Source organism: Pseudomonas sp. HS6 (assembly GCF_023375815.1).
Taxonomy (GTDB): Bacteria; Pseudomonadota; Gammaproteobacteria; order Pseudomonadales; family Pseudomonadaceae; genus Aquipseudomonas.
In genome coordinates this window covers 6,038,438-6,063,341 of the sequence record NZ_CP067412.1, presented here as the reverse complement: position 1 = coordinate 6,063,341, position 24,904 = coordinate 6,038,438, and the positions used below count along the sequence as shown (strand labels likewise).

The following is a 24,904-nucleotide window of genomic DNA, read 5'->3' as shown; positions in this document are numbered from 1 at the left end:
AAATCAGCGTCAAACTTGATTCACATTTTTTTAAAAGTACGTCCAGACTGAATCGGCGCAGAAAAGCCATCAGGTCTATGGAAGTCAACTGAACGTGACACCCGGAGAGTCTTCAATGAGCAGTGTTGTTGCCATCGTCAAAAGCATTGTCGGTCAGGTTTTCGTGGTGTCCCCAGAGGGCGTCCGTCGTGTACTTGTAGAAGGCGACCGCTTGTTCGTCGGCGATCAGGTCGACACCGGCGTCGCTGGCGCGGTGTCCCTGGAACTGGCCGATGGCCGCACCCTGGATCTGGGTCGCGACACACAGTGGAGCGCCAGCACCCCGGACTCCAGCACCGATCTGGCCGAAGCCACTGCGCAAGCCGCGCCGTCTGTTGAAGAACTGCAACAAGCCATCGCCGCTGGCGCTGACCCGACCACCGCTCTTGAAGCCACCGCTGCCGGCCCGAGCGCCGCAGGCACTGGCGGTGCCGCCGGGGGCGGTCACAGTTTCGTGATGCTCGACGCGACAGCAGGCCGTGTCGACCCGACCATCGGCTTCCCGACTGCGGGCATCAACTCCGCCGGCCAGGCCGCCCAGAACTTCACCGGTGGCCAGAACACCGACACTAACGCCAATGCACTGCGCGACTCGAGCCTGAGCCTCAGCGCCACGCCGACCATCACCGAAGCCGGCGGCGTGCTGGTGTACACCGCGACCCTGACCCAGGCGCCGCTGACCGACTTGACCATCACCTTGTCCAACGGCTCGGTGATCGTGATTCCGGCAGGCTCCACCACCGGCACCGTCAACGTGCCACTGGCACCGAACGACACGGTCTACAACGACCCGACCCAGATCAACGTGACTGTCACCGGCACCACCGGTGGCAATGGCATTACCGTCACTGTGCCGACCACCCCTGCCGTGACCCAGGTCACCGACACCATCGACACCACCACCGTCACGCTGACGGCGGGCAACAGCGTCACCGAAGGTGGCCAGATCACCTACACAGCCACGCTGACCAACCCGGCACAGACGCCGGTCACCGTCACCCTGTCCAACGGCTCGACCATCACCATCGGCGCCGGCCAGACCACCGGCACCGTCAACGTGCCGACCGCGCCGAATGACGTCTATAACAACGGCAGCACCGTCACTACCACGATCACCGGCGCCACCGGCGGCAACTTCGAAAACCTGGTGCCGAACCCGACGCCGGCTGTCACCACGATTGTCGACTCGAAAGACACCACCGGTTTGACCCTGACCGCTACGGGCAACGTGGTTGAAGGCGGCCAGATCACCTACACCGCGACGCTGACCAACCCGGCGCAGACGCCGGTGACCGTCACCCTGTCCAACGGCTCGACCATCACCATCGAAGCCGGCAAAACCACCGGCAGCGTCAACGTGCCGACCGCGCCGAATGACGTCTACAACAATGGCGGCACCGTCAGCACTACCATTACCGGCGCTACCGGCGGCAACTTCGAGAATCTGGTACCGAACACGACGCCGGCGACCACCACGGTCACTGACTCCATCGACACCACCAACCTGTCCCTGTCCGCTACCGGTTCCGTGGCCGAGGGTGGCTCGATCGTTTACACCGCTACATTGACCAACCCGGCCGGCACCCCGGTGACCGTGACGTTGAGCAACGGCTCCGTCATCACCATCGAGGCTGGCAAAACCACCGGCAGCGTGACCGTTCCGGCGCCAGCCGATGACGTTTACAAGGATGCGGGCAAAGTTGAAGTCAGCATTACCGGCACCACTGGCGGCAACTTCGAGAACCTGGTGCCGAGCACCGTCCCAGCCGTCACCGAAGTCACCGACACCATCGATACGACCACGGTCAAACTGACCGCGACCGAGTCGGCGGCTGAAGGCGGTACTGTCACTTATACCGCTACTGTGGGCGCGCCAGTGACCGGTTCGCCGGTCACCGTCACTTTGGCCAACGGCCAGACCATCACCATCGAAGTCGGTAAAACCACTGGCACCGTCACCACCACCGCGCCGAACGATGCGTTGAACGGTCACGAGCCACTGACCAACTCGATCACTGGCGTGAGCGGCGGCAATGGCTTTGCCGGTACGCTCCCACTCCCAGAAGAAACTCGCGCCGCCCGTTAACTGCCGCTGCAGGATGACGTGCTGGTCGTCGTAATCGTAACGCTCGCTTTCGCCGACGGCGTTGGTCGCCTCGATCAGTCGATGGCGGGCATCAAAGCGGTAGCTGACCAGCGTCTGCTCGGTGCGCCAGACTGACTCACAAAAAACCTGATAATCGACCGCGACCAGATGCGCCCGCTCATAGCGCAGCAACAGCGAACGACCGACGCCGTTATCCAGCCGCTCAACCCGATCCTGACGATCCCGCGTAATACGCAGCCGGTTGCCGTACGCATCGCTAATGAGCGTCAGACGCCCAGCCCGAAAGTGATAAAACCGCGCCGCCTCACCCGCCAGCGCAACAATCAACTCCTCCGGCTCATCTCCAAGAAAAATCGCCGCCCGCGACAAACTGTTGTGAATCGCCGGCCGCTCGCCGCTGGGCGACGGAAACCGCGTGCGCCGGTTCTCATGGTCAACCCAGACCACCCCGTCGCCATCAACCTCCAGCCGATGCGCCAGCGAATGACTCCAGCCAAACCCCAACCCGACATCGATTTCCGCCGCGCTGGTGCGGTACAACCGACTGAACTCGAACGACAGCAGTCCATCAAGTACGCCATCGGTCAGCGTCAGCAGTTCTTCGCCAGTGACCATCGACACCGGACAGCCATTGGTGCAGGTCAGCGGTGCACAATCGGCGCTGTCACCGTTGGGGTTTTTCGCCTGATCAGGCTTGTCGTCGCGAGGCTCATGCCGCTCCATTCGCGTCGAGCCCTGGGACTTGTTACGCGCAATGGCCGCCGGATTGGGCACCGTCAGTACCTGCGAATCGGCCGTGCGAATCTCCAACGGAATGGCTGGTGTCGGCCGCAACGGCGCCTGCCGCGCATTGACCATCAACGGCTTCAACGCACCGGCATGCCGGGTCAGATCGGGTGCCGAAGTCAGCTCTGCCAACCGCAACGCCGACGCCGCCAACCATTCCCGGGCACGCGGGGACTTGACCTTGGCGAGCACCTTGGCGCTCAACCGCAGCGGCACACCCATGCCCGCCGACACGCGCATCAACAGGAAACCGATCAGTAATTCGACCCGGACTTCAGCCACCACCTCGGCCAGGTACTGCGGCGGCAGCATCTTCAGCCAACTGGTGAAGGCCGCCAGATGAATAAACAGCAACGGCTCGTCGCTGAGCATCAGCAAGCCATTGGCGATGGCCTCGGTGGAAGCCTTGAGCAACGCTTCCAGCTCAGCGGCGGACAGGTACTGCAGAAGTTTTTCGCTGTTGACCTGCCAGTCGGCGAGCAGGGCGAACAGTTGCTTCACGTCATCCCAGACGCCGTTCAGGGCCGTTTCGAAACCGCGCCAGTCAGCCTGTTGCAACTGACCGTAACGCTCGCTGAAGCCTGCGCTGGAAAACTCCGCCCACTGCGGCTGAAAGCCTTCCCATTCCTCACGCAGCCAGCCTTCGAGACCATCGATCAGGCTCTGATACGAGGCGTACAGCGTCTGGACATGTGAACTGGAAACATCGGGAAAGAAGGTGATGCGATAACGCTGGCCCCGGTCGCAATCGTCGACCTCGAGAATGCCGCTGGGGCCAATGGTGAAATGCAGCGGTTCGCCGAATTCCAGGACACCGCCGACATCGGAAATGACCGCTTCCAGAGTCACTGGCGTATCGCCGATCGGCACGAAGCGCGCGGCTTCGAACATGTGCACCAGTGTCAGCGGCCCGGTGGTGGGGCACATGACTACGGAAGTACTGACGGGTTTTCGACTGCCAGCAAGCGCACTGAGCTGGACATCGTTGCCGACCTTGAACACCTGATCGACGTCCAGCGCCGTTCCCGTCCAGAACTGCTCGGCCCAGCTTTCATAGTCGTTGAGGCAGAGGCGAAATTCCTGAAACAGCTTTTCGGCGTCAGGCTGATCAGGATTCAGCGCAGCCACCACCAGCAAACCGATGCTGTTGTTCAGTTTCAGGAGAGGGTCAGATGGAAGCATTCGCAGTCACTCGCGCGCATCAAGGGAATGGCGCGAAACTGTGCGGGGGATCAAACAGGAAAGAAGTCAGGCAAGTGGGCGGTGTCTGTAGGGCAATTCTCTAAATGTGCCTGGCAACGTTCGGCGGACAACCGACATTGCCCGTTGCTCAACCTCGGCCGCGCTCGTTATGCTGCTGAACCCTTTAATCAGATCCGAGCAGCGGTGCTACCCGACGCCGCCTGGGATGTCTTTGATAACGGATCCGATGATGAATGCACCGCTGAAGGCGTTCGGCCCGATCAAGGCCGTGATTTTCGATATGGACGGTTTGCTGCTGGACACCGAGGGCATCTACACCGAGGTCACCTCGCTGATTGCCGAGCGTTACGGGCGCACCTTCGACTGGAGCATCAAGCAGAACATCATCGGCCGTGGTGCTGGCGATCTGGCGCGCTACGTGGTCGAAGCGCTGGACCTGCCGATCACCGCCGAAGAGTTTCTGGTGATCCGTGAACCGCTGATGCGCGAGCGTTTTCCCACTGCGCAAGCCATGCCGGGCGCCGAGGAACTGATCCGCCATCTCAAGGCGCACAACATTCCGATTGCCGTTGGCACCAGTTCATCGCGCCAGTCGTTCGGTCAGAAAACCACCTTGCACCGCGACTGGTTTGCATTGTTCGACTTCATCGTCACGGCTGATGATCCAGAAGTCGGCGCTGCCAAGCCTGCGCCGGACATTTTCCTCACCGCCGCGCGCCGCCTGGGTGTGGCGCCGGAAGATTGCCTGGTGTTCGAAGATTCGCCATTCGGCGTGACAGCCGCGAAAGCAGCCGGCATGACGGCCATCGCGATCCCTGATGCCGCCATGGCCGATGAAAAATACGCACACGCTGACGGGATTCTTCGTACGTTGAAAGCGTTCACGCCGAGTGCATGTGGTTTGCCGGCACTGGATTGGGCCTGATCAAACCGCAGACAAAAAAACGCCGCCCCTCTGTTAAAGGAGGGGCGGCGTTTTTCGTTTTCTACAATCAGTTCAATCAGGCGCCGAAACCACCGTCGATGGTCAGGCTGGCACCGGTGATGTAACCGGCCTCCGGGCTGGCGAGGTAGGCGACGAAGCTGGCGATTTCCTCGGCTTTGCCGTAGCGACCCACTGCCATCAGCGGGATCAGGCTGTCGGCGAACTCACCGTGGGCCGGGTTCATGTCGGTATCGACCGGGCCGGGCTGCACGTTGTTGATGGTGATGCCGCGTGGGCCGAGGTCGCGAGCCAGGCCTTTGGTCAGGCCAACCAGCGCGGATTTGCTCATCGCATACACGCCGCCACCGGCGAAGGGCATGCGGTCGGCGTTGGTGCTGCCGATGTTGATGATGCGCGAGCCTTCGCCCATGTGTTTGGCGGCTTCCTGGCTGGCGATGAACACGCTGCGCACGTTGATCGCCAGGGTCTGGTCGAAGTCTTCCAGTTTGAAGTCTTCCAGCGGGGCGACGGCCAGCACACCGGCGTTGTTGACCAGAATGTCGAGGCGGCCAAAGGTTTCGACCGTTGCGTTCACCGCGTTGCGAATGGCGCTGGCGTCAGCGCTGTCAGCCTTGATCGCCAGGGCTTTGCCGCCGTTCGCGGTGATGCTGTTTTGCAGTTCTTCAGCCTTGGCGGCCGAGCTGACGTAGGTAAAGGCAACCGCGGCGCCTTCAGCGGCCAGGCGTTTGACGATGGCGGCACCGATGCCGCGAGAGCCGCCTTGAATCAGAGCGACTTTACCGCTGAGGTGTTGAGTGGTCATGTTCGATCTCCAGAAATTTCAAGGCAGGCTGCCTTGGTGTGGTGTCGAGTATCTGCCCCTCGCCAATAGGCGGGTAGACCGTGGTTGCTATAGTCTGTGTAAACCAAAAGTTTATAGTGGCGACCATGGAAACCTTCAGCAGTATCGAATGCTTCGTGCGCAGTGCCGAAGTCGGCAGCTTCGCCGAGGCTGCGCGACGCCTGAGCCTGACACCGGCCGCCGTGGGTAAAAGCGTGGCGAAACTGGAAGCGCGCCTCGGCGTGAGGCTGTTCCAGCGTAGCACCCGAAGATTGACCCTGACGGAAGCGGGGCAACTGTTTCTGAGTGAGGTCAGCGGCAGTCTGATCACCATCCAGAATGCCGTGAGCAATCTGGCCAGCGCCGGTGGTCAACCGGCCGGCACGCTGAAAGTCAGCATGGGTACGGTGTTCGGCCGCTTGTACATCGTGCCGTTGCTGGGGGAATTCCTGACAAGGTTTCCGGCGATCAACCCGGACTGGCACTTCGATAACCGACAGGTCGATCTGATCGGCCAGGGTTTCGATGCGGCGATTGGTGGTGGCTTCGAGCTGCCCCAGGGCGTGGTGGCGCGACGGCTGACGCCGGCGCATCGGGTGTTGGTGGCTTCTGCGGAATATCTGGATCGGCACGCGCCGATCAGCGAACCGGACGACCTCAAGCTGCACGAGGGCATCCTGATCCGCTCACCGCAGACCGGGCGCGTGCGTTCCTGGCAACTGACTCATCGCACCCAGCAGCACAGCCCGCTGACCCTCAAGGCGCGAATGACCATGAGCGATTCCGAAGCCGCCTGCGCCACGGCGGCGCAGGGGTTGGGGATTGCGTTGGTCAGCATGCCGTTTGCCGTCAGTTATCTTGAAGCAGGAACGTTGCAGCGGGTTTTGCCCGACTGGTACGTCGACGACGGCAACATCTCCATCTATTACGCCGAACACAAACTGCTGCCGGGCAAGACCCGGGCGTTCGTCGATTTCATTATCGAGCAGTTTTCAACCCAGGGTCTCGCCGAGCGGTTCAACGCGCAAAACGTGCTGGCCAGCCGATGATGGTCTTCGGCCGTGGCGTCGCATACGTCCGCACCTTGGACGTCGACAGCCCCAGTCGAACCAGCGATTCGGCGATGGTCACAGCGGCGGTGACGCCATCGATCACCGGCACCCCGGTACGCTGACGGATCTTCTCGTCGAGCCCGGCCATGCCCCCGCAACCGAGGCAGATCACCTCGGCTTTGTCCTGAGTCACCGCCAGTTCAGCCTGATGCACGATCGCTTCCAGCGCCCGTTGCGGTTCGTGTTCCAGCTCAAGCACTGCCAGACCACTGGCGCGCACCGAGGCGCAGCGATCCCACAGGCCGGAGAGTTTCAGACGATCCTCAATCAGCGGCACGGTGCGATCCAGGGTGGTGACCACTGAATAAGCGTGGCCCAGAAACATCGCGGTGCTGGCGGCCGCATCGGTGATGTCCACCACCGGTACGTTGAGCAACTCCTGCAAACCTTCACGGCCGTGTTCGCCGTAGCCGGCCTGGATCACCGCGTCGAAGGGCTGGTCGTAGGACATCACCCGGTCCATCACGGCGATGGCGGCCAGGTAACTTTCGAAATTGCCTTCCACCGAATCGGCGCCGAAGTACGGCGTCAGGCCGACGATCTCGGTGCCGGGGGAAGCCACAGACTGCGCCGAGCGGGCGATGGCATGGGTGATGGATTCGGTGGTGTTGACGTTGACCACGAGAATGCGCATGGGAAGTCCTTATTACGGTTGGTTCTGCGGCCCCGCGAAGGGCCGCCAAAAGATTCAGTGGCTGACGTTGTCGACGGCGATGGCTTCACCGTCCACATCGGCGTAGTGCGGCTGGCGTTTGGCGATGATCAGGTAGAGCATCCCGGCAATGCCGGCACCAATCAGCCAGGAGAAGGGCGAAACGCTGTGGAAGCCCGGCACCAGTGCCAGGACGATGGCGATCAGCGCGGCCGGAATGAACGCCGCCACTGCCCGCAGGTTGACCCCACGGCTGTAGAAATACGCGCCATTCGGGTCTTCGCTGTACAGTTGCGGCACGTGGATCCGGCCTTTGCGGATCAGCCAGTAGTCGACCATGATCACGCCGTACAACGGGCCGAGCAGGGCGCCGAGGCCGGACAGGAAATACACGATCACCAGCGGACTGTTGTAGAGATTCCACGGCAGGATCAGCACGGCGATGGTGGCGCTGATCAGCCCGGCGCGGCGGAAGGTCAGGTACTTCGGCGCCAGGTTACTCAGCACAAAGGCCGGGGCGACGAAGTTGGCCATGATGTTTACCGCCACGGTGACGATCAGGAACGCCAGGCAGCCGAGCACCAGAAAAAAGGTGTTGGGGATCGACGCGATGATTTCGGTCGGGCTTTCGATGATCCGGCCGTTGATCTGAAATTGCGCACCGCATAGCAGGACGGTGATCCCGGCGAACACCAGAATATTCACCGGCAGGCCCCAGAAGTTTCCGACCTTGATGGTTTTGCGGCACGGTGAAGAACGGGCGAAGTCGCAAAAGTTGAGGATCAGCGTGCCGTAGATCGCCAGCCACAAGGCGCCGCCGGCAAAAATGTTGCGCCACATCTCGCCGCCGGTCAGCGGTTCGCGGATCGACCAGGCAATGGTCGCGTTGGCCTGGGTGTACATCCAGGCGGCGAGGCAGGCGACGGTCAGCAGAATCACCGGCCCGGCGAACGCTTCGTAGCGGCGGACCATTTCCATGCCGTAGGCCAGGATCCCCAACTGCACGAACCAGATTGCCACGAAACACACCCAACCCAGGCTCGACAGGCCGAGGATCGAGTTGTGGTCGTAGTCGGCGAAACCGGGGTGAACTGCCGTGAGCAACACGCGAAACACCACCGACGCCAGGTACGTCTGAATCCCGAACCAGGCGATGGCGATAATTGCCCGGATCAACGCAGGAATCTGCGCCCCGTGAATGCCGAAACTGATCCGGCTGATGACCGGAAACGGTACCCCGGTTTTCTGCCCCATGTAGCCCGAGAGGTTCATGAAGAAATACACCAGCGCTGCGCCGATCCCAAGTGACAGCAGAATCTGCCAGCCGCCCAGACCCAGGGCGTACAGGCCGATGGCAAACGAGTAGTTGGCGATGTTGTGCACATCGTTGGTCCACAGGGCAAAGATGCTGTAGCGGCCCCAACGCCGACCCTCGGCCTTGGTCGGCGCGAGATCGCGGTTGTGCAAGCGCGGACTCAGTTGCAGCGGTTCGGCGATGCTGTCACCGGGCACGGTGTGATCGAGGGTTGAGGAGGAGGGCAGATTCAGCGCGATGTTGTTGTTCGAGAGACTCGTACGCATTCCGGCAGGCTCCTGATGTTCGGGCCGCGATGACTGTGCATGAGCGCTCAGGCTCGGCAGATCTTCGTCGCGGCGGTGAAACATCACTGGTTACGGGGCATCTGCAGCCTGTACGGGATAGGGCGCTTCAGGCTTGCGGATCGAAAGTGTGGGTTCATGTTCTGCAGTTTTGTATACAAAACATGTATGCACTTAAGCCAGATCTGTGCCAGTCAGCGATCTATGAAAATCACCACTGATTTCGAAAAGTTATTGAAGTGCGCTAAGTCGCTGAAATGCAGGCGATATAAATTGACCGTTTGAACAGGTATTTATTTTTCGGAAGGGATTTTGGCGGACGCCGGAAGGGATCGCTTTGGCAGCGGGATGTAACTTTTCAGGGCGCAGAAATGAAAAGTGCACACATAAATGGCACCGATGGTGACATTCGTGTGTACACATTTTTCATGTCTGGCAGAGTCAACTGCGGGTCGAACGGTTTACGCCTTGCTGATGATATTCCCGGCATGCAACCCGCATTCTTTCTGGGTCGCTTCTTCCCACCACCAGCGACCTTCGCGTTCGTGTTGGTTCGGCAGCACGGGGCGGGTGCACGGTTCACAGCCGATGCTGATGAAACCGCGCTCATGCAGGGAGTTGTACGGCAGCTCCAGCATGCGGATGTAGCCCCAGATCTCCTCGCTGGTCATCTGCGCCAGCGGGTTGAACTTGTACAGGGTGCGCTCTGGAGTGGAGAACGCGCTGTCGATTTCCATTACCGCGACCGCGCTGCGGGTGCCAGGGCTCTGGTCGCGACGCTGGCCGGTGGCCCAGGCTTTGACGCCGGACAGTTTGCGGCGCAGCGGTTCGATCTTGCGGATGCCGCAGCACTCGCCATGGCCGTCCTTGTAGAAACTGAACAGGCCTTTTTCCTTCACGAACGGTTCGAGTTTCGTGTAGTCCGGCGAGACCAGTTCGATGTCGATCTTGTAGTGCTCGCGCACCTGATCGATGAATCGGTAGGTTTCCGGGTGCAGGCGGCCGGTGTCGAGACTGAACACCTTGACGTTCTTGTTCAGCTTCCAGGCCATGTCCACCAGCACCACATCCTCGGCGCCGCTGAAAGATATCCACAGATCATCGCCGAACTCGGCGAACGCGAGCTTGAGGATGTCCTGCGCGGATTTGTTGGCATAGGTCGTGGCGAGTTCCACGACGTCGAACGTTGGGCTCATCAGGGCGGCTTCCTACAGGTCGGTGGCGCTGGGCGCTCTATATGGCGGCGATGTTAACAAAAAGCAACGCCCGCCGGGGTGCCCTCTGCGTTGCGTGGCCCGGAACGAGCCGCTAGAGTTCGGGCTCGCTCGACTCAATAAACATTACAAACGGAGTGTCCTGTGGAAATTGCCTGTCTTGATCTTGAAGGGGTGCTGGTACCGGAAATCTGGATCGCCTTCGCTGAAAAAACCGGAATCGAATCGCTCAAGGCCACCACTCGGGACATTCCCGACTATGACGTGCTGATGAAGCAGCGCCTGCGCATCCTTGACGAGCATGGCCTCAAGCTGTCGGACATTCAGGAAGTGATCGCGACCCTCAAGCCGCTGGACGGCGCAGTGGAGTTCGTCAACTGGCTGCGCGAGCGGTTTCAGGTGGTGATTCTGTCGGATACCTTCTACGAATTTTCCCAGCCGCTGATGCGTCAACTGGGCTTTCCGACGTTGCTCTGCCATCGTCTGATTACTGACGAGAGCGGGCGGGTCACGAGCTATCAGTTGCGTCAGAAAGATCCGAAACGTCAGTCGGTCCTGGCCTTCAAGAGCCTGTATTACCGGGTGATTGCGGCAGGGGATTCCTACAACGACACCAGCATGCTGGGTGAAGCGGATGCGGGGATTCTGTTCCATGCGCCGGATAACGTGATTCGGGAATTCCCGCAGTTCCCGGCAGTGCACAGCTTTGGTGAGTTGAAGCAGGAGTTTCTCAAGGCTTCAAACCGCGATTTGAGCCTGTAAGTCATGCTGTGGCGAGGGCGCAAACGCCCTCGCCGCAAGCGTCAGAGGTTCTGCAAGGTTTCGAGCAGGACTCTGACCTTGGTGATCGACTCCTGATATTCCGCTTCCCAATCCGAATCAGCGACGATCCCGCCACCGCCCCAGCAGCACACCTGCCCATCCTTCACCAACAGACTGCGAATGGCGATGGAGCTGTCCATCTCGCCGCGCACGTCCAGGTACAGCAACGAACCGCAGTACAAACCGCGTCGGGTCGGTTCCAGTTCGTCGATGATCTGCATCGCGCGAATCTTCGGTGCGCCGGTGATCGAGCCGCCGGGGAAGCTGCCGGCAATCAGATCCAATGCATCGCGATCATCCGCCAGCTCGCCGGTCACACTGCTGACCAAGTGATGCACGTTCGGATAGCTTTCCAGGCTGAACAACTCCGGCACTCGCACCGAGCCGATGCGGCAGGTGCGGCCCAAGTCGTTGCGCAGCAGGTCGACGATCATCAGGTTTTCCGCACGATCCTTGGGGCTGGCCAGCAGTTCGGCGGCGTTGGCGGCGTCTTCGGCCGGGGTCGCGCCACGGGGGCGGGTGCCCTTGATCGGGCGGGTTTCCACCTGACGCTGGCTGACTTTGACGAAGCGCTCGGGTGACAGGCTCAGCACCGCATTACCCTCGGGCAGGCTCTGGAATCCGGAAAACGGTGTCGGGCAGGCCTCACGCAATTTGCAGTAGGCCAGCCATGGATCGCCCTGGCATGGCGCGCGGAAGCGCTGGGCGAAGTTGACCTGATAGCAGTCCCCGGCCTGAATGTAATGCTGGATGCGTTCGAAGGCCTGACGGTATTCATCGGCCGAGAGATCGGCTGCCATCGGGCTGTTCAGCTTGAACGGGGTCAGTTCGTCGACCACCGGTTGGCGGAACAGATCGATCAGTCGTTGTTTCTCGCTAGTGCTGACCGACGGGTGAAACACCAGTTGGCTGGTGGCCGATTGGTGATCACTGATCAAGGCCCAGTCGTACAGACCAAATCGCGCATCCGGCAGTTGCAGATCATCCCGGGCCTGACTCGGCAGGTGTTCCAGATGCCGACCGAAGTCGTAGCTCAGGTAACCGATCAGGCCGCCGGCGAACGGCAGTTCATAGGTATCCGGCAATTGCGCGTCGCCCAATCGCGTCAGATTATCCCGCAGGCGTTGCAGGAAACTCTCACCACGCTCGTCCGGCAGCACCGCCAGTTGTTCCAGCGGCCAGGCGCTGAGCAGATCATAACGGCCACGGTCGGCACTCGGCCGGCCGCTGTCGAGCAGCACGGCGCCGGGCGCATGGCGGACGGCCGCGAAATAGTCGGCGGGGTTGGCGCGGTAGGGCAGCGGGTGTACGGAACAGGTCAGCATGGGCGGGGCAGATCGGCCATTGAGGCGGGGTGGGGATTGTAGTCCTCTCCGATGCCAGATCAAAGTCAAAAGCCCCCCTCATCGGCACGCCGCCCGCCCATCCCTCTCCCCCAAGGGGGCGAGCGGGAAAGGAAGCAGATCGGGGGCTTTTCAAGTCCTGAGTTCGACTCCGGAATGTCAGGTCGATGGAGCGTGAACATCCAACTCGGTCAGTCCCCTCTCCCTCCGGGCGGTCCGACGTTTCGGGAGGGCTAGGGTGAGGGAGCTTTTAGCTTCTAAGCTTTTCAGCCCTCGACCGCCGGAATATGCCCAAACAACTCCTGAGCAAACACCACCCGCTCTTCAACCGTTTCAGTCATACCACGCGCCTTGAGGTCCTCCAGACGCGCTTCCACCGCATGAGTACGCAACGTCAGCCCACAATCATTGGCAATCTGGATATTCAGCCCCGGCCGCGCATTCAGTTCCAGAATCAGCGGGCCTTTCTCCTGGTCCAGCACCATGTCCACGCCGATATAACCCAAACCGCACAACTCATAGCAACCGGCCGCGAGTTTCATGAAGCCGTCCCAGTAGGGCAGTTGCACGCCGTCCACCGCGTTGGTGGTGTCGGGGTGTTTGGTGATGATGTTGTTCAGCCAGGTGCCGCGCAACGTCAGGCCGGTCGCCAGGTCGACCCCGACGCCGATGGCGCCCTGGTGCAGGTTGGCCTTGCCGCCGGACTGGCGGGTCGGCAGGCGCAGCATCGCCATCACCGGGTAACCCATCAGTACGATGATGCGGATGTCTGGCACGCCTTCGTAGCTGATGCTCTTGAAGATCTGGTCCGGGGTCACCCGATATTCGATCAGCGCCCGGTCGCGGTGCCCGCCCAGCGAATACAGGCCGGTGAGGATGCTGGAGATGTGATGCTCGAGCTCTTCGTGAGTGAGGATCTTGCCCGATACCGTGCGATAGCGGCCCTCGAAACGGTCGGCGATGACGATGATGCCGTCACCGCCGGCGCCCTGGGCCGGCTTGATCACGAAGTCGTTGCGCCCGCCGATGATCTCGTCGAGCTTGTCGATTTCCTTCTCCGTGGAAATCACACCATACAGTTCCGGCACATGAATGCCGGCCTTGATCGCGCGCTCCTTGGTGATGATCTTGTCATCGACGATCGGGTACAGACTGCGCTTGTTGTACTTGAGCACGTAGTCCGCGTTACGCCGATTGATGCCCATGATGCCCCGGGCTTCCAGGGCCTTCCAGGTCTTCCAGAAACCGAACATCAGGCGTCAGCCTTCTTCAGGAAAGCCTTGAAGCGCACCAGTTCGGTCAGGCGGTAGCCGCGATAGCGACCCATGGCCAGCATGAAGCCCACCAGAATCAGCAGAATCGCCGGGAAGGTGAACACGAAGTACACCAGCTCCGGGACGGTCATGATCAGGTGCGCCAGGGATGCCGCGAACAGCGTTCCGATTGCTACTTTCAGCGCATGGCTGGCGCCGCGTTCTTCCCAGGTGATCGACAGGCGTTCGATGGTCATGGTCAGAATCACCATCGGGAACAGCGCTACCGACAGGCCGCGCTCCAGACCAAGCTTGTGGCTGAACAGGCTGATCGCCGCGATCAGCACCACCACGAACGTCAACACCACCGACAGGCGCGGCAGCATTTGCAGCTTCAGGTGTTCCAGATAGGAGCGCAGCGACAACCCGAGCGCCGTAATCACGGTAAACAGCAGAATGCCGAAGCCCAGCTGCGTCTCGCGGAAGGCCAGGGCGATCAGCACCGGAGTAAAGGTGCCGAGGGTCTGCAGGCCGATCAGGTTGCGCAGGATCAGGATCACCAGCACGCCGATCGGGATCATCACCATGATCATGAACGTCTGCTGGGTTTGCAGCGGCAGGCCATACAGCGAGTATTCGAGGAAGTTGGCGTCGGTGTTTTCGTCGGTCAGCTTGGCCAGACGAATCGCGTTCATCTCGCTGTTGTTCAGACTGAAGGTCACGTTGGCTTTCTTGCCGCCGTCGACGGTGATCAGGTTCTCATCACCGCTCCACCACAGCAGGCGGTCGGTCGGCAGGCCTTGCTCACCGGTTTCCGGGTTGAAGTACAGCCAGTCGGTGCCGTTGAAGCTGCGCAGCCACAGTTCCGGGGTTTGCGGTTGATCGGCGACGAGGCGGATGGTGTGGACTTTCTCCACCGGTACGTGGGCGATGGACAGCAGCAGTTCGACGATTTTCGCCTTGTGCGGCGTCGACGGATCGCCCGCCAGCAGCAGTTTCACGTTGTCGTCGTTGAGGTTGTTGACGCGTTTGATCGCCTCGCCGATGAAGGTTTCGACGTCGGCCGAGTGCTGGCGGATTGGCGCGAGCAGGGCTTCGGCGGCGATTTTTTCCGGGCCTTCGATGGCCATGCTGTCGCGGAAGGTCGGGCCTTTGATCTTGGTTTTTTCAGCGGTGTAGCGCTTGGTCAGCACCAGACGGTAATAAAGGGTCTGGTTGCCTTTGGCCCGGCGCGCCGACCACGTGACCTTGCGGTTGCCGTCGACACGGTTGACCGCCACGCCGTAGTTGTTGGAGATGAAGCTCTCATTGAGACTGACGTAATCGCGGCTAAGGGGCGGCACGAACATCTGGATCTTCACCGGATCCTTGGTGCTGGCGACGAACTCGACCTTGGCGTCGATGTTCCACAAGTCGTCGGTGGCGTCTTCGGTCACCGGGATGCCGAGCACGAAAATCTGATAGGCCGTAACCGAAACGCCCAGAAGCACCAGGATGGTGATCAGAATTTTCAGGTGGAAGGTTAGAGAACGCATGGAAATTACTCGGCGGTATGAGCGGCGATGGCGCAGGCGGGTTTGCCGGCAGCGTATTTAAGACTGGGATCGACCAGCGCATCGAAGCGTTTCAGCGCCTCGGAGCCGATCAAAAGCGGGTATTGGAACGCACTACGGTCGGTCAGGTTCACTTCGATGCTGCGCATCGCCGTGCCCATGCAGATATCCAGTTCGATCACCGGGCGCGCGGTGTACTTCTTGCCTTCTTCCGGATCGTAGTCGCCGGCACGGCGCTTGATCTTGCTGACCCGGGCCAGCGGCCGTTCGATCGGGTGCGAATGGGCGGCGTCGATGGCCAGGTAGAAACGCACCCAGGATTCGCCGTTGCGCTTGAAACGTTTGATGTCGCGGGCGCTCAGGGAGGCGGTTTTCGCCCCGGTGTCGAGTTTCGCCGCCACTTCCAGGTTGATCCCGTCGAGGGCGGCGTATTCGTTGAGGCCGTACACAGTCTTTTCACCCGCCACAGCCATGCTGGGCAGGCAAAACAGATAGAAAAAGGTGGGGAAGGGCTTGAGTCTCATAAATCCTGGCGAGCAGCGGTCCGTTCTCGGTTCAGGGCCACGGCATCAGGAGATCCTGTCTGCGCGCGCCTTCGTGTGCCTATCAGCTTTTTATGACAAGCCGTGCAAATGACTCGCAAATGCGGGCGGCATTCTAGCACGGTGGTTTTATGGCGCCAGCGCCCGAGCCGGTCTATAACCCTTGGGGTTGATGCTGGGGGTTATTAGACGATTGTCGACAATATCCATTTATCCTTTGACTGGTGCGGGCTGATTCGCTAGTTTTTGCCGCATTGGATTTAAAGGTGTCGACAATATGCTGGATCAACTCGATCCCCCGGTCATCAGCGGCGACGATTCGGAAACCCTGTCCGAAAACGTCTTCCGACGCATCCAGGCGGCCATCGTCAAAGGCGAGATCGCGCCGGGCAGCAAGATCTCCGAGCCGGAACTGGCGCGCACCTACGGCATCAGTCGCGGGCCGCTGCGCGAGGCGATCCACCGTCTGGAAGGCCAGCGCTTGCTGGTGCGGGTGCCGCATGTCGGCGCGCGGGTGGTCTCGCTGAGCCATGCCGAACTGCTGGAACTCTACGAAATCCGCGAATCCCTCGAAGGCATGGCCTGCCGTCTGGCGGCCGAACGCATGAGCGTCGAAGAAATCGACGAGCTGCGCCGGGTGCTGGAAACCCACGAGCGCGATGCGGCGTTTCAGGCCGGCGTCGGCTACTACCAGCAGGAAGGCGATTTCGACTTTCACTACCGGATCATCCAGGGCAGCGGCAACCGCACCCTGACCCAGATGCTCTGCGGCGAGCTCTATCAACTGGTGCGCATGTACCGCATCCAGTTTTCCACCACGCCCAACCGCCCGCGCCAGGCCTTTGCCGAACACCACCGGATTCTCGATGCCATCGCCGACCGTGACGGCGAACTCGCGGAATTGTTGATGCGCCGCCACATCGGCGCCTCGAAACGCAACATCGCCCGTCATTACCAGGACGGCGCCGACAATAAGACAGCCACTGAACGAGGTGAGTCATGAGTTCCAACAAGAGCACTCCAGGCCAGCGTTTCCGCGATGCGGTCGCCAGCGAACATCCGCTGCAAGTGGTCGGCGCGATCAACGCCAACCACGCGCTGCTGGCCAAGCGCGCCGGTTTCAAGGCGATCTACCTCTCGGGTGGCGGGGTGGCCGCCGGCTCCCTCGGCGTGCCGGACCTGGGCATCACCGGCCTGGATGACGTGCTGACCGACGTGCGCCGCATCACCGACGTCTGCGACCTGCCGCTGCTGGTAGACGTGGACACCGGTTTCGGCGCCTCGGCGTTCAACGTGGCTCGCACTGTGAAGTCGATGATCAAGTTCGGCGCCGCGGCGATCCACATTGAAGACCAGGTCGGCGCCAAGCGCTGCGGCCATCGTCCGAATAAAGAGATCGTCACCCAGCAGGAAATGGTTGACCGCATCAAGGCTGCCGTCGATGCCCGTACCGACGACAGCTTCGTGATCATGGCCCGCACCGACGCGCTGGCAGTTGAAGGTCTGGAATCGGCACTGGATCGCGCCGCCGCGTGCATCGAGGCCGGCGCCGACATGATTTTCCCGGAAGCCATCACTGAACTCGAGATGTACAAACTGTTCGCCAGCCGCGTGAAAGCGCCGATCCTGGCCAACATCACCGAATTCGGCTCGACGCCGCTGTACACCACCGAACAACTGGCCGGCGCCGACGTGTCGCTGGTGCTGTACCCGCTGTCGGCGTTCCGCGCGATGAACAAGGCTGCGGAAAACGTCTACACCGCGATCCGCCGCGACGGCACCCAGCAGAATGTCATCGACACCATGCAGACTCGCATGGAGCTCTACGATCGCATCGATTACCACACCTTCGAGCAGAAGCTCGACGCGTTGTTTGCGGCGAAGAAGTAAGCCGCAACCGTACTCCCTAACAAATTCAAGATTGGAGACAACAATGGCCGAAGCAAAAGTACTCAGTGGCGCCGGGCTCCGGGGCCAGGTTGCCGGGCAAACCGCACTGTCCACCGTGGGCCAGGCCGGTGCCGGGCTGACCTATCGCGGCTACGACGTGCGCGAACTGGCGGCAGACGCACAATTTGAAGAAGTGGCGTACCTGCTGCTCTACGGGGAGCTGCCGACCAAGGCACAGCTCGCCGACTACCAGAACAAACTCAGCAAGCTGCGCGACCTGCCGCAAGCGCTGAAGGAAGTGCTGGAACGCATCCCCGCCGACGCCCACCCGATGGACGTGATGCGCACCGGTTGCTCGTTCCTGGGCAACATCGAGCCGGAGAAAGACTTCTCCGAGCAACGCGACAAGACCGACCGTCTGCTGGCCGCGTTCCCGGCGATCATGTGCTACTGGTATCGCTTCAGTCACGACGGCAAGCGCATCAATTGCGTGACTGATGAACAGTCCATCGGCGGTCACTTCCTGCACCTGCTGCACGACAAGAAGCCGAGCGAACTGCACGTCAAAGTGATGAACGTGTCGCTGATCCTCTACGCCGAGCACGAATTCAACGCTTCGACCTTCACCGCTCGGGTGTGCGCATCGACCCTGTCCGACCTGTATTCCTGCGTCACGGCGGCCATCGGTTCGTTGCGCGGTCCGCTGCACGGCGGTGCCAACGAAGCGGCGATGGAAATGATCGAGCGCTTCTCGTCGCCGGAAGAGGCGATCAAGGGCACCCTCGGCATGCTGGAGCGCAAGGACAAGATCATGGGCTTCGGCCACGCGATCTATAAGGACAGCGATCCGCGCAACGAGGTGATCAAGGGCTGGTCGAAAAAACTCGCCGACGAAGTGGGCGACAAGGTGTTGTTCGCGGTCTCGGAAGCCATCGACAAGACCATGTGGGAGCAAAAGAAACTGTTCCCCAACGCCGACTTCTACCATGCCTCGGCGTACCACTTCATGGGCATCCCGACCAAGCTGTTCACCCCGATCTTCGTCTGCTCGCGCCTGACCGGCTGGGCAGCGCACGTGTTCGAACAGCGCGCCAACAACCGCATCATCCGTCCGAGCGCCGAGTACGTCGGCGTCGAACAGCGCAAGTTCGTGCCAATCGAACGTCGCTGAATGGTGAGGGCCGAACACTGATCCAGAGGTTCACCGAAGATCCTGTGGGAGCTGGCTTGCCAGCGATGACTGAGTCACATCCAACATTGATGTCGACTGACTCACCGCTATCGCTGGCAAGCCAGCTCCCACAGGGTTCGGTGTGACTTTCAAGGTCGGTGTCCAGCTCACCCTTTGAAACTACCGTGACCGAGTCCTGACCGATGAACACAGAATTTCGCAAGAACCTGCCCGGCACGCCGCTGGACTTTTTCGACGTCCGCGCGGCTGTCGATGCGATCCAGCCCGGCAGCTACGACACCCTGCCGTACACCTCTCGCGTGCTGGCGGAAAACCTCGTGCGTCGCTGCGACCCGGCCACGCTCACTGATTCCCTGAAACAACTGATCGAGCGCAAACGCGATCTCGACTTCCCGTGGTTCCCGGCTCGCGTGGTGTGCCACGACATTCTCGGCCAGACCGCGCTGGTGGATCTGGCCGGCCTGCGCGACGCGATTGCCCAGCAGGGCGGCGACCCGGCGCAGGTCAACCCGGTGGTGCCGACGCAACTGATCGTCGACCACTCGCTGGCCGTGGAGGCAGGCGGTTTTGATAAGCAGGCGTTCGAGAAGAACCGCGCCATCGAAGACCGTCGCAACGAAGACCGTTTCCACTTCATCAACTGGACCAAGAAGGCGTTCAAGAACGTCGACGTAATCCCGCCGGGCAACGGCATCATGCACCAGATCAACCTGGAGAAAATGTCGCCGGTGATTCAGGTGCGCGACGGCGTGGCGTTCCCGGATACCTGCGTCGGCACCGACAGCCACACCCCGCACGTCGATGCGCTGGGCGTGATCGCCATCGGCGTCGGTGGTCTTGAAGCCGAGAGCGTGATGCTCGGCCGCGCGTCGTGGATGCGCCTGCCGGAAAGCGTCGGCGTCGAACTGACCGGCAAGCTGCAACCGGGCATCACCGCCACCGACATGGTGCTGGCTCTGACCGAGTACCTGCGTAAACAGAAAGTGGTCGGCGCGTGGCTGGAGTTCTTCGGCGAAGGTGCTTCGGCACTGACCCTCGGCGACCGCGCGACCATCTCCAACATGGCCCCGGAATACGGCGCCACGGCGGCGATGTTCTACATCGACCAGCAGACCATCGATTACCTGAAGCTCACCGGTCGCGAAGACCAGCAAGTGCAACTGGTCGAGCAATACGCCAAACAGATCGGTCTATGGGCCGACAGCCTGAAAGGCGCGCAATACGAGCGCGGGCTGACCTTCGACCTGTCTTCGGTGGTGCGCAACATGGCCGGCCCGAGCAACCCGCACGCTCGCGTGGCGGTGTCGGAGCTGGCGGCCAAAGGCATCGCTGGTCAGTGGGAAGACGTGCCGGGGCAAATGCCCGACGGCGCGGTCATCATCGCCGCCATCACCAGTTGCACCAACACCAGCAACCCGCGCAACGTGATCGCTGCCGGCCTGCTGGCGCGCAATGCCAACAAGCTCGGCCTGACGCGCAAACCGTGGGTCAAGTCGTCGCTGGCGCCGGGCTCGAAAACCGTGGCGCTGTACCTCGATGAAGCGGGGCTGACCACGGAGCTGGAGCAACTCGGTTTCGGCGTCGTCGCTTTCGCCTGCACCACTTGCAACGGTATGTCCGGTGCACTGGATCCGGTGATTCAACAAGAGATCATCGACCGCGATCTGTATGCGACCGCTGTGCTGTCCGGCAACCGCAACTTCGACGGCCGGATTCACCCCTACGCCAAGCAAGCGTTCCTCGCTTCGCCGCCGCTGGTGGTGGCCTACGCGATTGCCGGCACCATCCGTTTCGATATCGAGAAAGATGTGCTGGGCTTGGTCGGCGGCAAGGAAATACGCCTGAAAGACATCTGGCCGAGCGACGAAGAAATCGACGCGGTGGTCAAATCCTCGGTCAAGCCCGAGCAGTTCCGTCAGGTCTACATCCCGATGTTCGCCATCCATGAAGACACCGGCCCGAAAGTCACGCCGCTGTACGACTGGCGCGAAATGAGCACCTACATCCGCCGTCCGCCGTACTGGGAAGGCGCGCTGGCCGGTGCACGTCCGCTCAAAGGCATGCGCCCGCTGGCGGTGCTGCCGGACAACATCACCACCGATCACCTGTCGCCGTCGAACGCGATCATGCTCGACAGCGCCGCCGGCGAATACCTGGCGAAAATGGGCCTGCCGGAAGAGGACTTCAACTCTTACGCCACCCACCGTGGCGACCACTTGACTGCGCAGCGCGCGACGTTTGCCAACCCGAAACTGTTCAACGAAATGGTCGTGGAAAACGGCAAGGTCAAGCAGGGCTCGTTGGCGCGTGTGGAGCCGGAAGGCAAAGTGATGCGCATGTGGGAAGCCATCGAAACCTACATGGAACGCAAGCAGCCGCTGATCATCATCGCTGGCGCCGACTACGGCCAGGGTTCGTCCCGCGACTGGGCGGCCAAGGGTGTACGTCTGGCGGGTGTGGAAGCGATTGCCGCCGAAGGCTTCGAGCGCATTCACCGCACCAATCTGGTGGGCATGGGCGTGTTGCCGCTGGAGTTCAAACCGGGCACCGACCGCAAGACATTGGGCATCGACGGCAGCGAAACCTACGACGTGATCGGCGACCGCAAGCCGCGCGCCAACCTGACGCTGGTGATCCATCGCAAGAATGGCGAACGCGTCGAAGTGCCGGTGACCTGCCGCCTCGACACCGCCGAAGAAGTGTCGATCTACGAGGCCGGCGGCGTGCTGCAACGCTTCGCCCAGGACTTCCTCGAAGAGTCGGCGGTTGCCGTTTAAATCAATCGATGTGGGCATGGGACTTCAAGTCCCATGCCTTCGTTAAGGAGCACCATGGCTCACGCACCGCAAATAAAGATCCCCGCCACCTACATGCGCGGCGGCACCAGCAAAGGCGTGTTTTTCAGTCTCAAGGACCTGCCCGAAGCGGCGCAGATTCCCGGCCCGACCCGCGATGCATTATTGCTGCGAGTAATCGGCAGTCCCGACCCCTACGACAAGCAGATCGACGGCATGGGCGGCGCCACGTCCAGCACCAGCAAAACCGTGATCCTGTCGAAAAGCATCAAGGCCGATCACGACGTCGATTACCTGTTCGGTCAGGTGTCCATCGACAAACCGTTCGTGGACTGGAGCGGTAACTGCGGCAACCTGTCGGCGGCGGTCGGCTCGTTCGCCATCAGCAACGGTCTGGTGGACGCCAGCCGCATTCCGCACAACGGCGTGGCGGTGGTTCGTGTGTGGCAGGCCAACATCGGCAAGACGATCATTGCCCATGTGCCGATCACCAACGGCGAAGTCCAGGAAACCGGTGATTTCGAACTCGACGGCGTGACCTTCCCGGCCGCCGAAGTCCAGGTGGAATTCATGGACCCGGCGGCGGAAGAAGAGGGCGGCGGTGGCTCGATGTTCCCCACCGGCAACCTGATCGACGAGCTGGAAGTGCCGGGTGTCGGCACGTTCAAGGCGACCATGATCAACGCGGGTATCCCGACGATCTTCGTCAACGCCGAAGACATCGGTTACACCGGCACCGAACTGCAAAGCGCGATCAACAGCGATCCGAAAGCGTTGCAGATGTTTGAGACCATTCGTGCTTATGGCGCGTTGCGCATGGGCCTGATCTCTAACCTCGACGAAGCCGCCAAGCGTCAGCACACGCCGAAGGTGGCGTTTGTCGCCAAGCCTGCGGATTACGTGGCCTCGAGTGGCAAAGCCATTGGCGCCGGTGATGTGGATTTGTTGGTGCGGGCGTTGTCGATGGGCAAATTGCACCACGCGATGATGGGGACGGCGGCGGTGGCGATTGGCACTGCAGCAGCTATCTCTGGGACGTTGGTGAACCTGGCGGCTGGTGGTGTTGAGCGGAATGCTGTGCGTTTTGGGCATCCGTCCGGGACGTTGCGTGTCGGGGCTGAGGCCAGTCTGGAAAACGGTGAGTGGGTTGTTAAGAAGGCGATTATGAGCCGCAGTGCGCGGGTTTTGATGGAAGGTTACGTCCGTGTGCCTGGCGACTCTTTTTAAGATCAAGAGCTCCCTCATCGGAACGCCGCCCGCCCAGCCCTCTCCCGGAGGGAGAGGGAGCTAACCGAGGTGTCTGGCGTCAGACATCGACCTGAAAGATCTAGTCGATTATGGATTCACAGAAGGACGTTCAGGTCGATGTAGTTCGGAAGATTATCGCGGTCAGTTCCCTCTCCCTCCGGGAGAGGGCTAGGGTGAGGGCAACAATCCAACTGACAAAAAACACTAAGGCAGACACCCACGATCTGCTCTAAACAAAAAACCAACCAGCCCCTGAGGAAGACCCCACCACTCATCATTCCCCACCAGGAGAACCGCAATGAGCGCCAACGTCGACCTGAACAACCGCCCCGACTACGACCATGTCCTGCAAGACATCGCCGATTACATCCTTACCTACAAAATCGAATCCACCGAAGCCCTCGACACCGCCCGCAACTGCCTGATGGACACCCTGGGCTGCGGCCTGCTGGCCCTGCGTTTCCCCGAGTGCACCAAACACCTGGGCCCCATCGTCGAAGGCACCGTCGTGCCGTTCGGTGCGCGAGTCCCCGGCACCTCCTATCGCCTCGACCCGGTAAAAGCCGCGTGGGACATCGGCTGCATCGTGCGCTGGCTGGATTACAACGACACCTGGCTCGCCGCTGAATGGGGGCATCCGTCGGACAACCTCGGCGGGATTCTCGCGGTGGCCGATCACTTGTCGCAAAAGCGTCTGGCCAACGGCGAGGCACCGCTGACGGTGCGCGATGTGCTCGAAGCGATGATCATGGCCCACGAGATTCAGGGCGTGATCGCGCTGGAAAACTCCTTCAACCGCGTAGGCCTCGACCACGTGATTCTGGTGAAAGTGGCCTCGACAGCCGTTGTCGCCAAACTCATGGGCGCCCATCGTGAGCAGTTGCTGTCGGCGTTGTCCCACGCATTTGCCGACGGTCAGGCGTTGCGCACTTACCGGCATGCGCCGAATGCCGGTTCGCGAAAATCCTGGGCGGCGGGGGATGCGTCCAGTCGTGGCGTGCGTCTGGCGGATATCGCGATGCGTGGCGAAATGGGCATTCCCGGTGTGTTGACGGCGAAGCAGTGGGGTTTCTACGACGTGCTGTTCAGCCACACCAACAACGATCTGGCACTCAAGCCTGAAGACAAACGCGCCTTCAGTTTCTCGAGAACCTTCGGCAGTTACGTGATGGAAAACGTGCTGTTCAAGATCAGTTTTCCCGCCGAATTCCACGCGCAAACCGCCTGCGAAGCCGCCGTGACTCTGCATCCGCAGGTGCGCAATCGTCTGCATGAAATCGACCGGATCGTCATTACCACCCACGAATCGGCGATCCGCATCATTTCCAAGGTCGGGCCGCTGGCCAACGCCGCCGACCGTGATCACTGCATCCAGTACATGACCGCCGTGCCGCTGGCGTTCGGCAATCTGGTGGCGGAGCAGTACGAGGACGACTTCCACAAGGCCCATCCGGTCATCGATGTGCTGCGCGAGAAAATGGTCATCGTCGAGGACCCTCGCTTCACCCGCGAATACCTTGAAGCCGACAAGCGCTCGATTGCCAACGCGGTGCAGGTGTTTTTCAAGGACGGTTCCAGCACGGAAAACGTGGTGGTGGAATACCCGATCGGTCACCGTCGGCGCCGGGCCGAGGGCATTCCGTTGCTGGAGGACAAGTTCAGGGCAAACCTGGCCACGCGTTTCACCGGCCAGCGCAGCGCCGAGATCCTTGCGCTGTGCAAGGATCAGGCGCGGCTCGAGGCGACGCCGGTGAACCGTTTTGTCGACTTGTTCGTGATCTGAATCGC

Annotated in this window: 17 protein-coding genes and 2 pseudogenes; 10 read left to right on the top strand and 9 right to left on the bottom strand. The window is 61.1% G+C overall.

Features of this window, described 5'->3' with window-relative positions:
• Window positions 1-115: 115 nt before the first annotated feature.
• Window positions 116-2,074: pseudogene (locus tag JJN09_RS27420) on the top strand (retention module-containing protein); the annotation flags it as partial.
• On the opposite strand, the pseudogene JJN09_RS27415 reads toward JJN09_RS27420, so the two are convergent.
• Window positions 2,075-4,114, bottom strand: a pseudogene (locus JJN09_RS27415) (DUF6531 domain-containing protein); the annotation flags it as partial.
• A 250-nt stretch (window positions 4,115-4,364) separates the two neighbouring features.
• Between JJN09_RS27415 and JJN09_RS27410 the strand changes: the two are divergent.
• Window positions 4,365-5,060, top strand: a complete 696-nt coding sequence (locus tag JJN09_RS27410; RefSeq protein WP_007960113.1) for an HAD-IA family hydrolase — start codon at window positions 4,365-4,367, stop codon at window positions 5,058-5,060.
• 76 nt (window positions 5,061-5,136) lie between these two features.
• Here the strand turns inward: JJN09_RS27410 and JJN09_RS27405 are convergent, their stop codons facing one another.
• On the bottom strand, window positions 5,137-5,883 hold the full coding sequence (locus JJN09_RS27405; protein WP_249484563.1) for a 3-oxoacyl-ACP reductase family protein: 747 nt from the start codon (window positions 5,881-5,883) through the stop codon (window positions 5,137-5,139).
• Window positions 5,884-6,008: 125 nt separating this feature from the next.
• On the opposite strand from JJN09_RS27405, the gene JJN09_RS27400 reads away from it, so the two are divergent.
• Window positions 6,009-6,950, top strand: a complete 942-nt coding sequence (locus tag JJN09_RS27400) for a LysR family transcriptional regulator (RefSeq protein ID WP_249484562.1) — start codon at window positions 6,009-6,011, stop codon at window positions 6,948-6,950.
• On the opposite strand, the gene JJN09_RS27395 is transcribed toward JJN09_RS27400, so the two are convergent.
• From JJN09_RS27395 to JJN09_RS27385, 3 genes are all read right to left on the bottom strand, one after another.
• Entirely contained in the window at window positions 6,919-7,647 is a 729-nt protein-coding gene (locus tag JJN09_RS27395) for an aspartate/glutamate racemase family protein (protein ID WP_249484561.1), read from the bottom strand. The genes JJN09_RS27400 and JJN09_RS27395 overlap by 32 nt on opposite strands.
• 54 nt (window positions 7,648-7,701) lie before the next feature.
• Window positions 7,702-9,246: an NCS1 family nucleobase:cation symporter-1 gene (locus JJN09_RS27390; RefSeq protein ID WP_249484560.1), complete on the bottom strand. Its 1,545-nt coding sequence runs from the start codon at window positions 9,244-9,246 to the stop codon at window positions 7,702-7,704.
• Window positions 9,247-9,725: 479 nt separating this feature from the next.
• Window positions 9,726-10,460: a phosphoadenylyl-sulfate reductase gene (locus JJN09_RS27385; protein WP_085711886.1), complete on the bottom strand. Its 735-nt coding sequence runs from the start codon at window positions 10,458-10,460 to the stop codon at window positions 9,726-9,728.
• Window positions 10,461-10,622: 162 nt separating this feature from the next.
• Between JJN09_RS27385 and thrH the strand changes: the two genes are divergently transcribed.
• On the top strand, window positions 10,623-11,240 hold the full coding sequence (thrH, locus tag JJN09_RS27380) for a bifunctional phosphoserine phosphatase/homoserine phosphotransferase ThrH (protein ID WP_096822532.1): 618 nt from the start codon (window positions 10,623-10,625) through the stop codon (window positions 11,238-11,240).
• Between the two features lie 41 nt (window positions 11,241-11,281).
• Here thrH and pabB read toward each other — a convergent pair whose 3' ends face one another.
• The 4 genes from pabB to JJN09_RS27360 all read right to left on the bottom strand — a co-directional run bounded on the left by pabB (window position 11,282) and on the right by JJN09_RS27360 (window position 15,973).
• On the bottom strand, window positions 11,282-12,625 hold the full coding sequence (gene pabB, locus JJN09_RS27375) for an aminodeoxychorismate synthase component I (RefSeq protein ID WP_249484559.1): 1,344 nt from the start codon (window positions 12,623-12,625) through the stop codon (window positions 11,282-11,284).
• Window positions 12,626-12,909: 284 nt separating this feature from the next.
• Window positions 12,910-13,896, bottom strand: coding sequence for an alpha-L-glutamate ligase-like protein (locus JJN09_RS27370; RefSeq protein ID WP_249484558.1), 987 nt, complete (start codon window positions 13,894-13,896; stop codon window positions 12,910-12,912).
• Window positions 13,896-15,431 carry an inactive transglutaminase family protein gene (locus JJN09_RS27365; RefSeq protein WP_249484557.1) on the bottom strand — a complete coding sequence of 512 codons (1,536 nt, stop codon included), beginning with the start codon at window positions 15,429-15,431 and terminating at the stop codon, window positions 13,896-13,898. The genes JJN09_RS27370 and JJN09_RS27365 overlap by 1 nt, the downstream gene beginning before the upstream one ends.
• Window positions 15,432-15,436: 5 nt before the next feature.
• Complete coding sequence (locus JJN09_RS27360) at window positions 15,437-15,973, bottom strand: ATP-dependent zinc protease (RefSeq protein ID WP_249484556.1); 537 nt, start codon at window positions 15,971-15,973, stop codon at window positions 15,437-15,439.
• Window positions 15,974-16,271: 298 nt separating this feature from the next.
• Here JJN09_RS27360 and JJN09_RS27355 point away from each other — a divergent pair, with 298 nt between their 5' ends.
• The 6 genes from JJN09_RS27355 to prpD all read left to right on the top strand — a co-directional run bounded on the left by JJN09_RS27355 (window position 16,272) and on the right by prpD (window position 24,899).
• Window positions 16,272-16,994, top strand: a complete 723-nt coding sequence (locus tag JJN09_RS27355; protein WP_169432611.1) for a GntR family transcriptional regulator — start codon at window positions 16,272-16,274, stop codon at window positions 16,992-16,994.
• On the top strand, window positions 16,991-17,881 hold the full coding sequence (prpB, locus tag JJN09_RS27350) for a methylisocitrate lyase (RefSeq protein WP_007951973.1): 891 nt from the start codon (window positions 16,991-16,993) through the stop codon (window positions 17,879-17,881). Before JJN09_RS27355 ends, prpB begins: the two co-directional genes overlap by 4 nt.
• A 43-nt stretch (window positions 17,882-17,924) precedes the next feature.
• On the top strand, window positions 17,925-19,052 hold the full coding sequence (prpC, locus tag JJN09_RS27345) for a 2-methylcitrate synthase (protein ID WP_249484555.1): 1,128 nt from the start codon (window positions 17,925-17,927) through the stop codon (window positions 19,050-19,052).
• 203 nt (window positions 19,053-19,255) lie between these two features.
• Window positions 19,256-21,850: a Fe/S-dependent 2-methylisocitrate dehydratase AcnD gene (gene acnD, locus JJN09_RS27340; RefSeq protein ID WP_249484554.1), complete on the top strand. Its 2,595-nt coding sequence runs from the start codon at window positions 19,256-19,258 to the stop codon at window positions 21,848-21,850.
• Window positions 21,851-21,904: 54 nt separating this feature from the next.
• Window positions 21,905-23,095, top strand: coding sequence for a 2-methylaconitate cis-trans isomerase PrpF (gene prpF / locus JJN09_RS27335; protein ID WP_249484553.1), 1,191 nt, complete (start codon window positions 21,905-21,907; stop codon window positions 23,093-23,095).
• 319 nt (window positions 23,096-23,414) lie between these two features.
• Window positions 23,415-24,899 carry a 2-methylcitrate dehydratase gene (prpD, locus tag JJN09_RS27330; RefSeq protein ID WP_249484552.1) on the top strand — a complete coding sequence of 495 codons (1,485 nt, stop codon included), beginning with the start codon at window positions 23,415-23,417 and terminating at the stop codon, window positions 24,897-24,899.
• The last annotated feature ends 5 nt before the right edge of the window (window positions 24,900-24,904 follow it).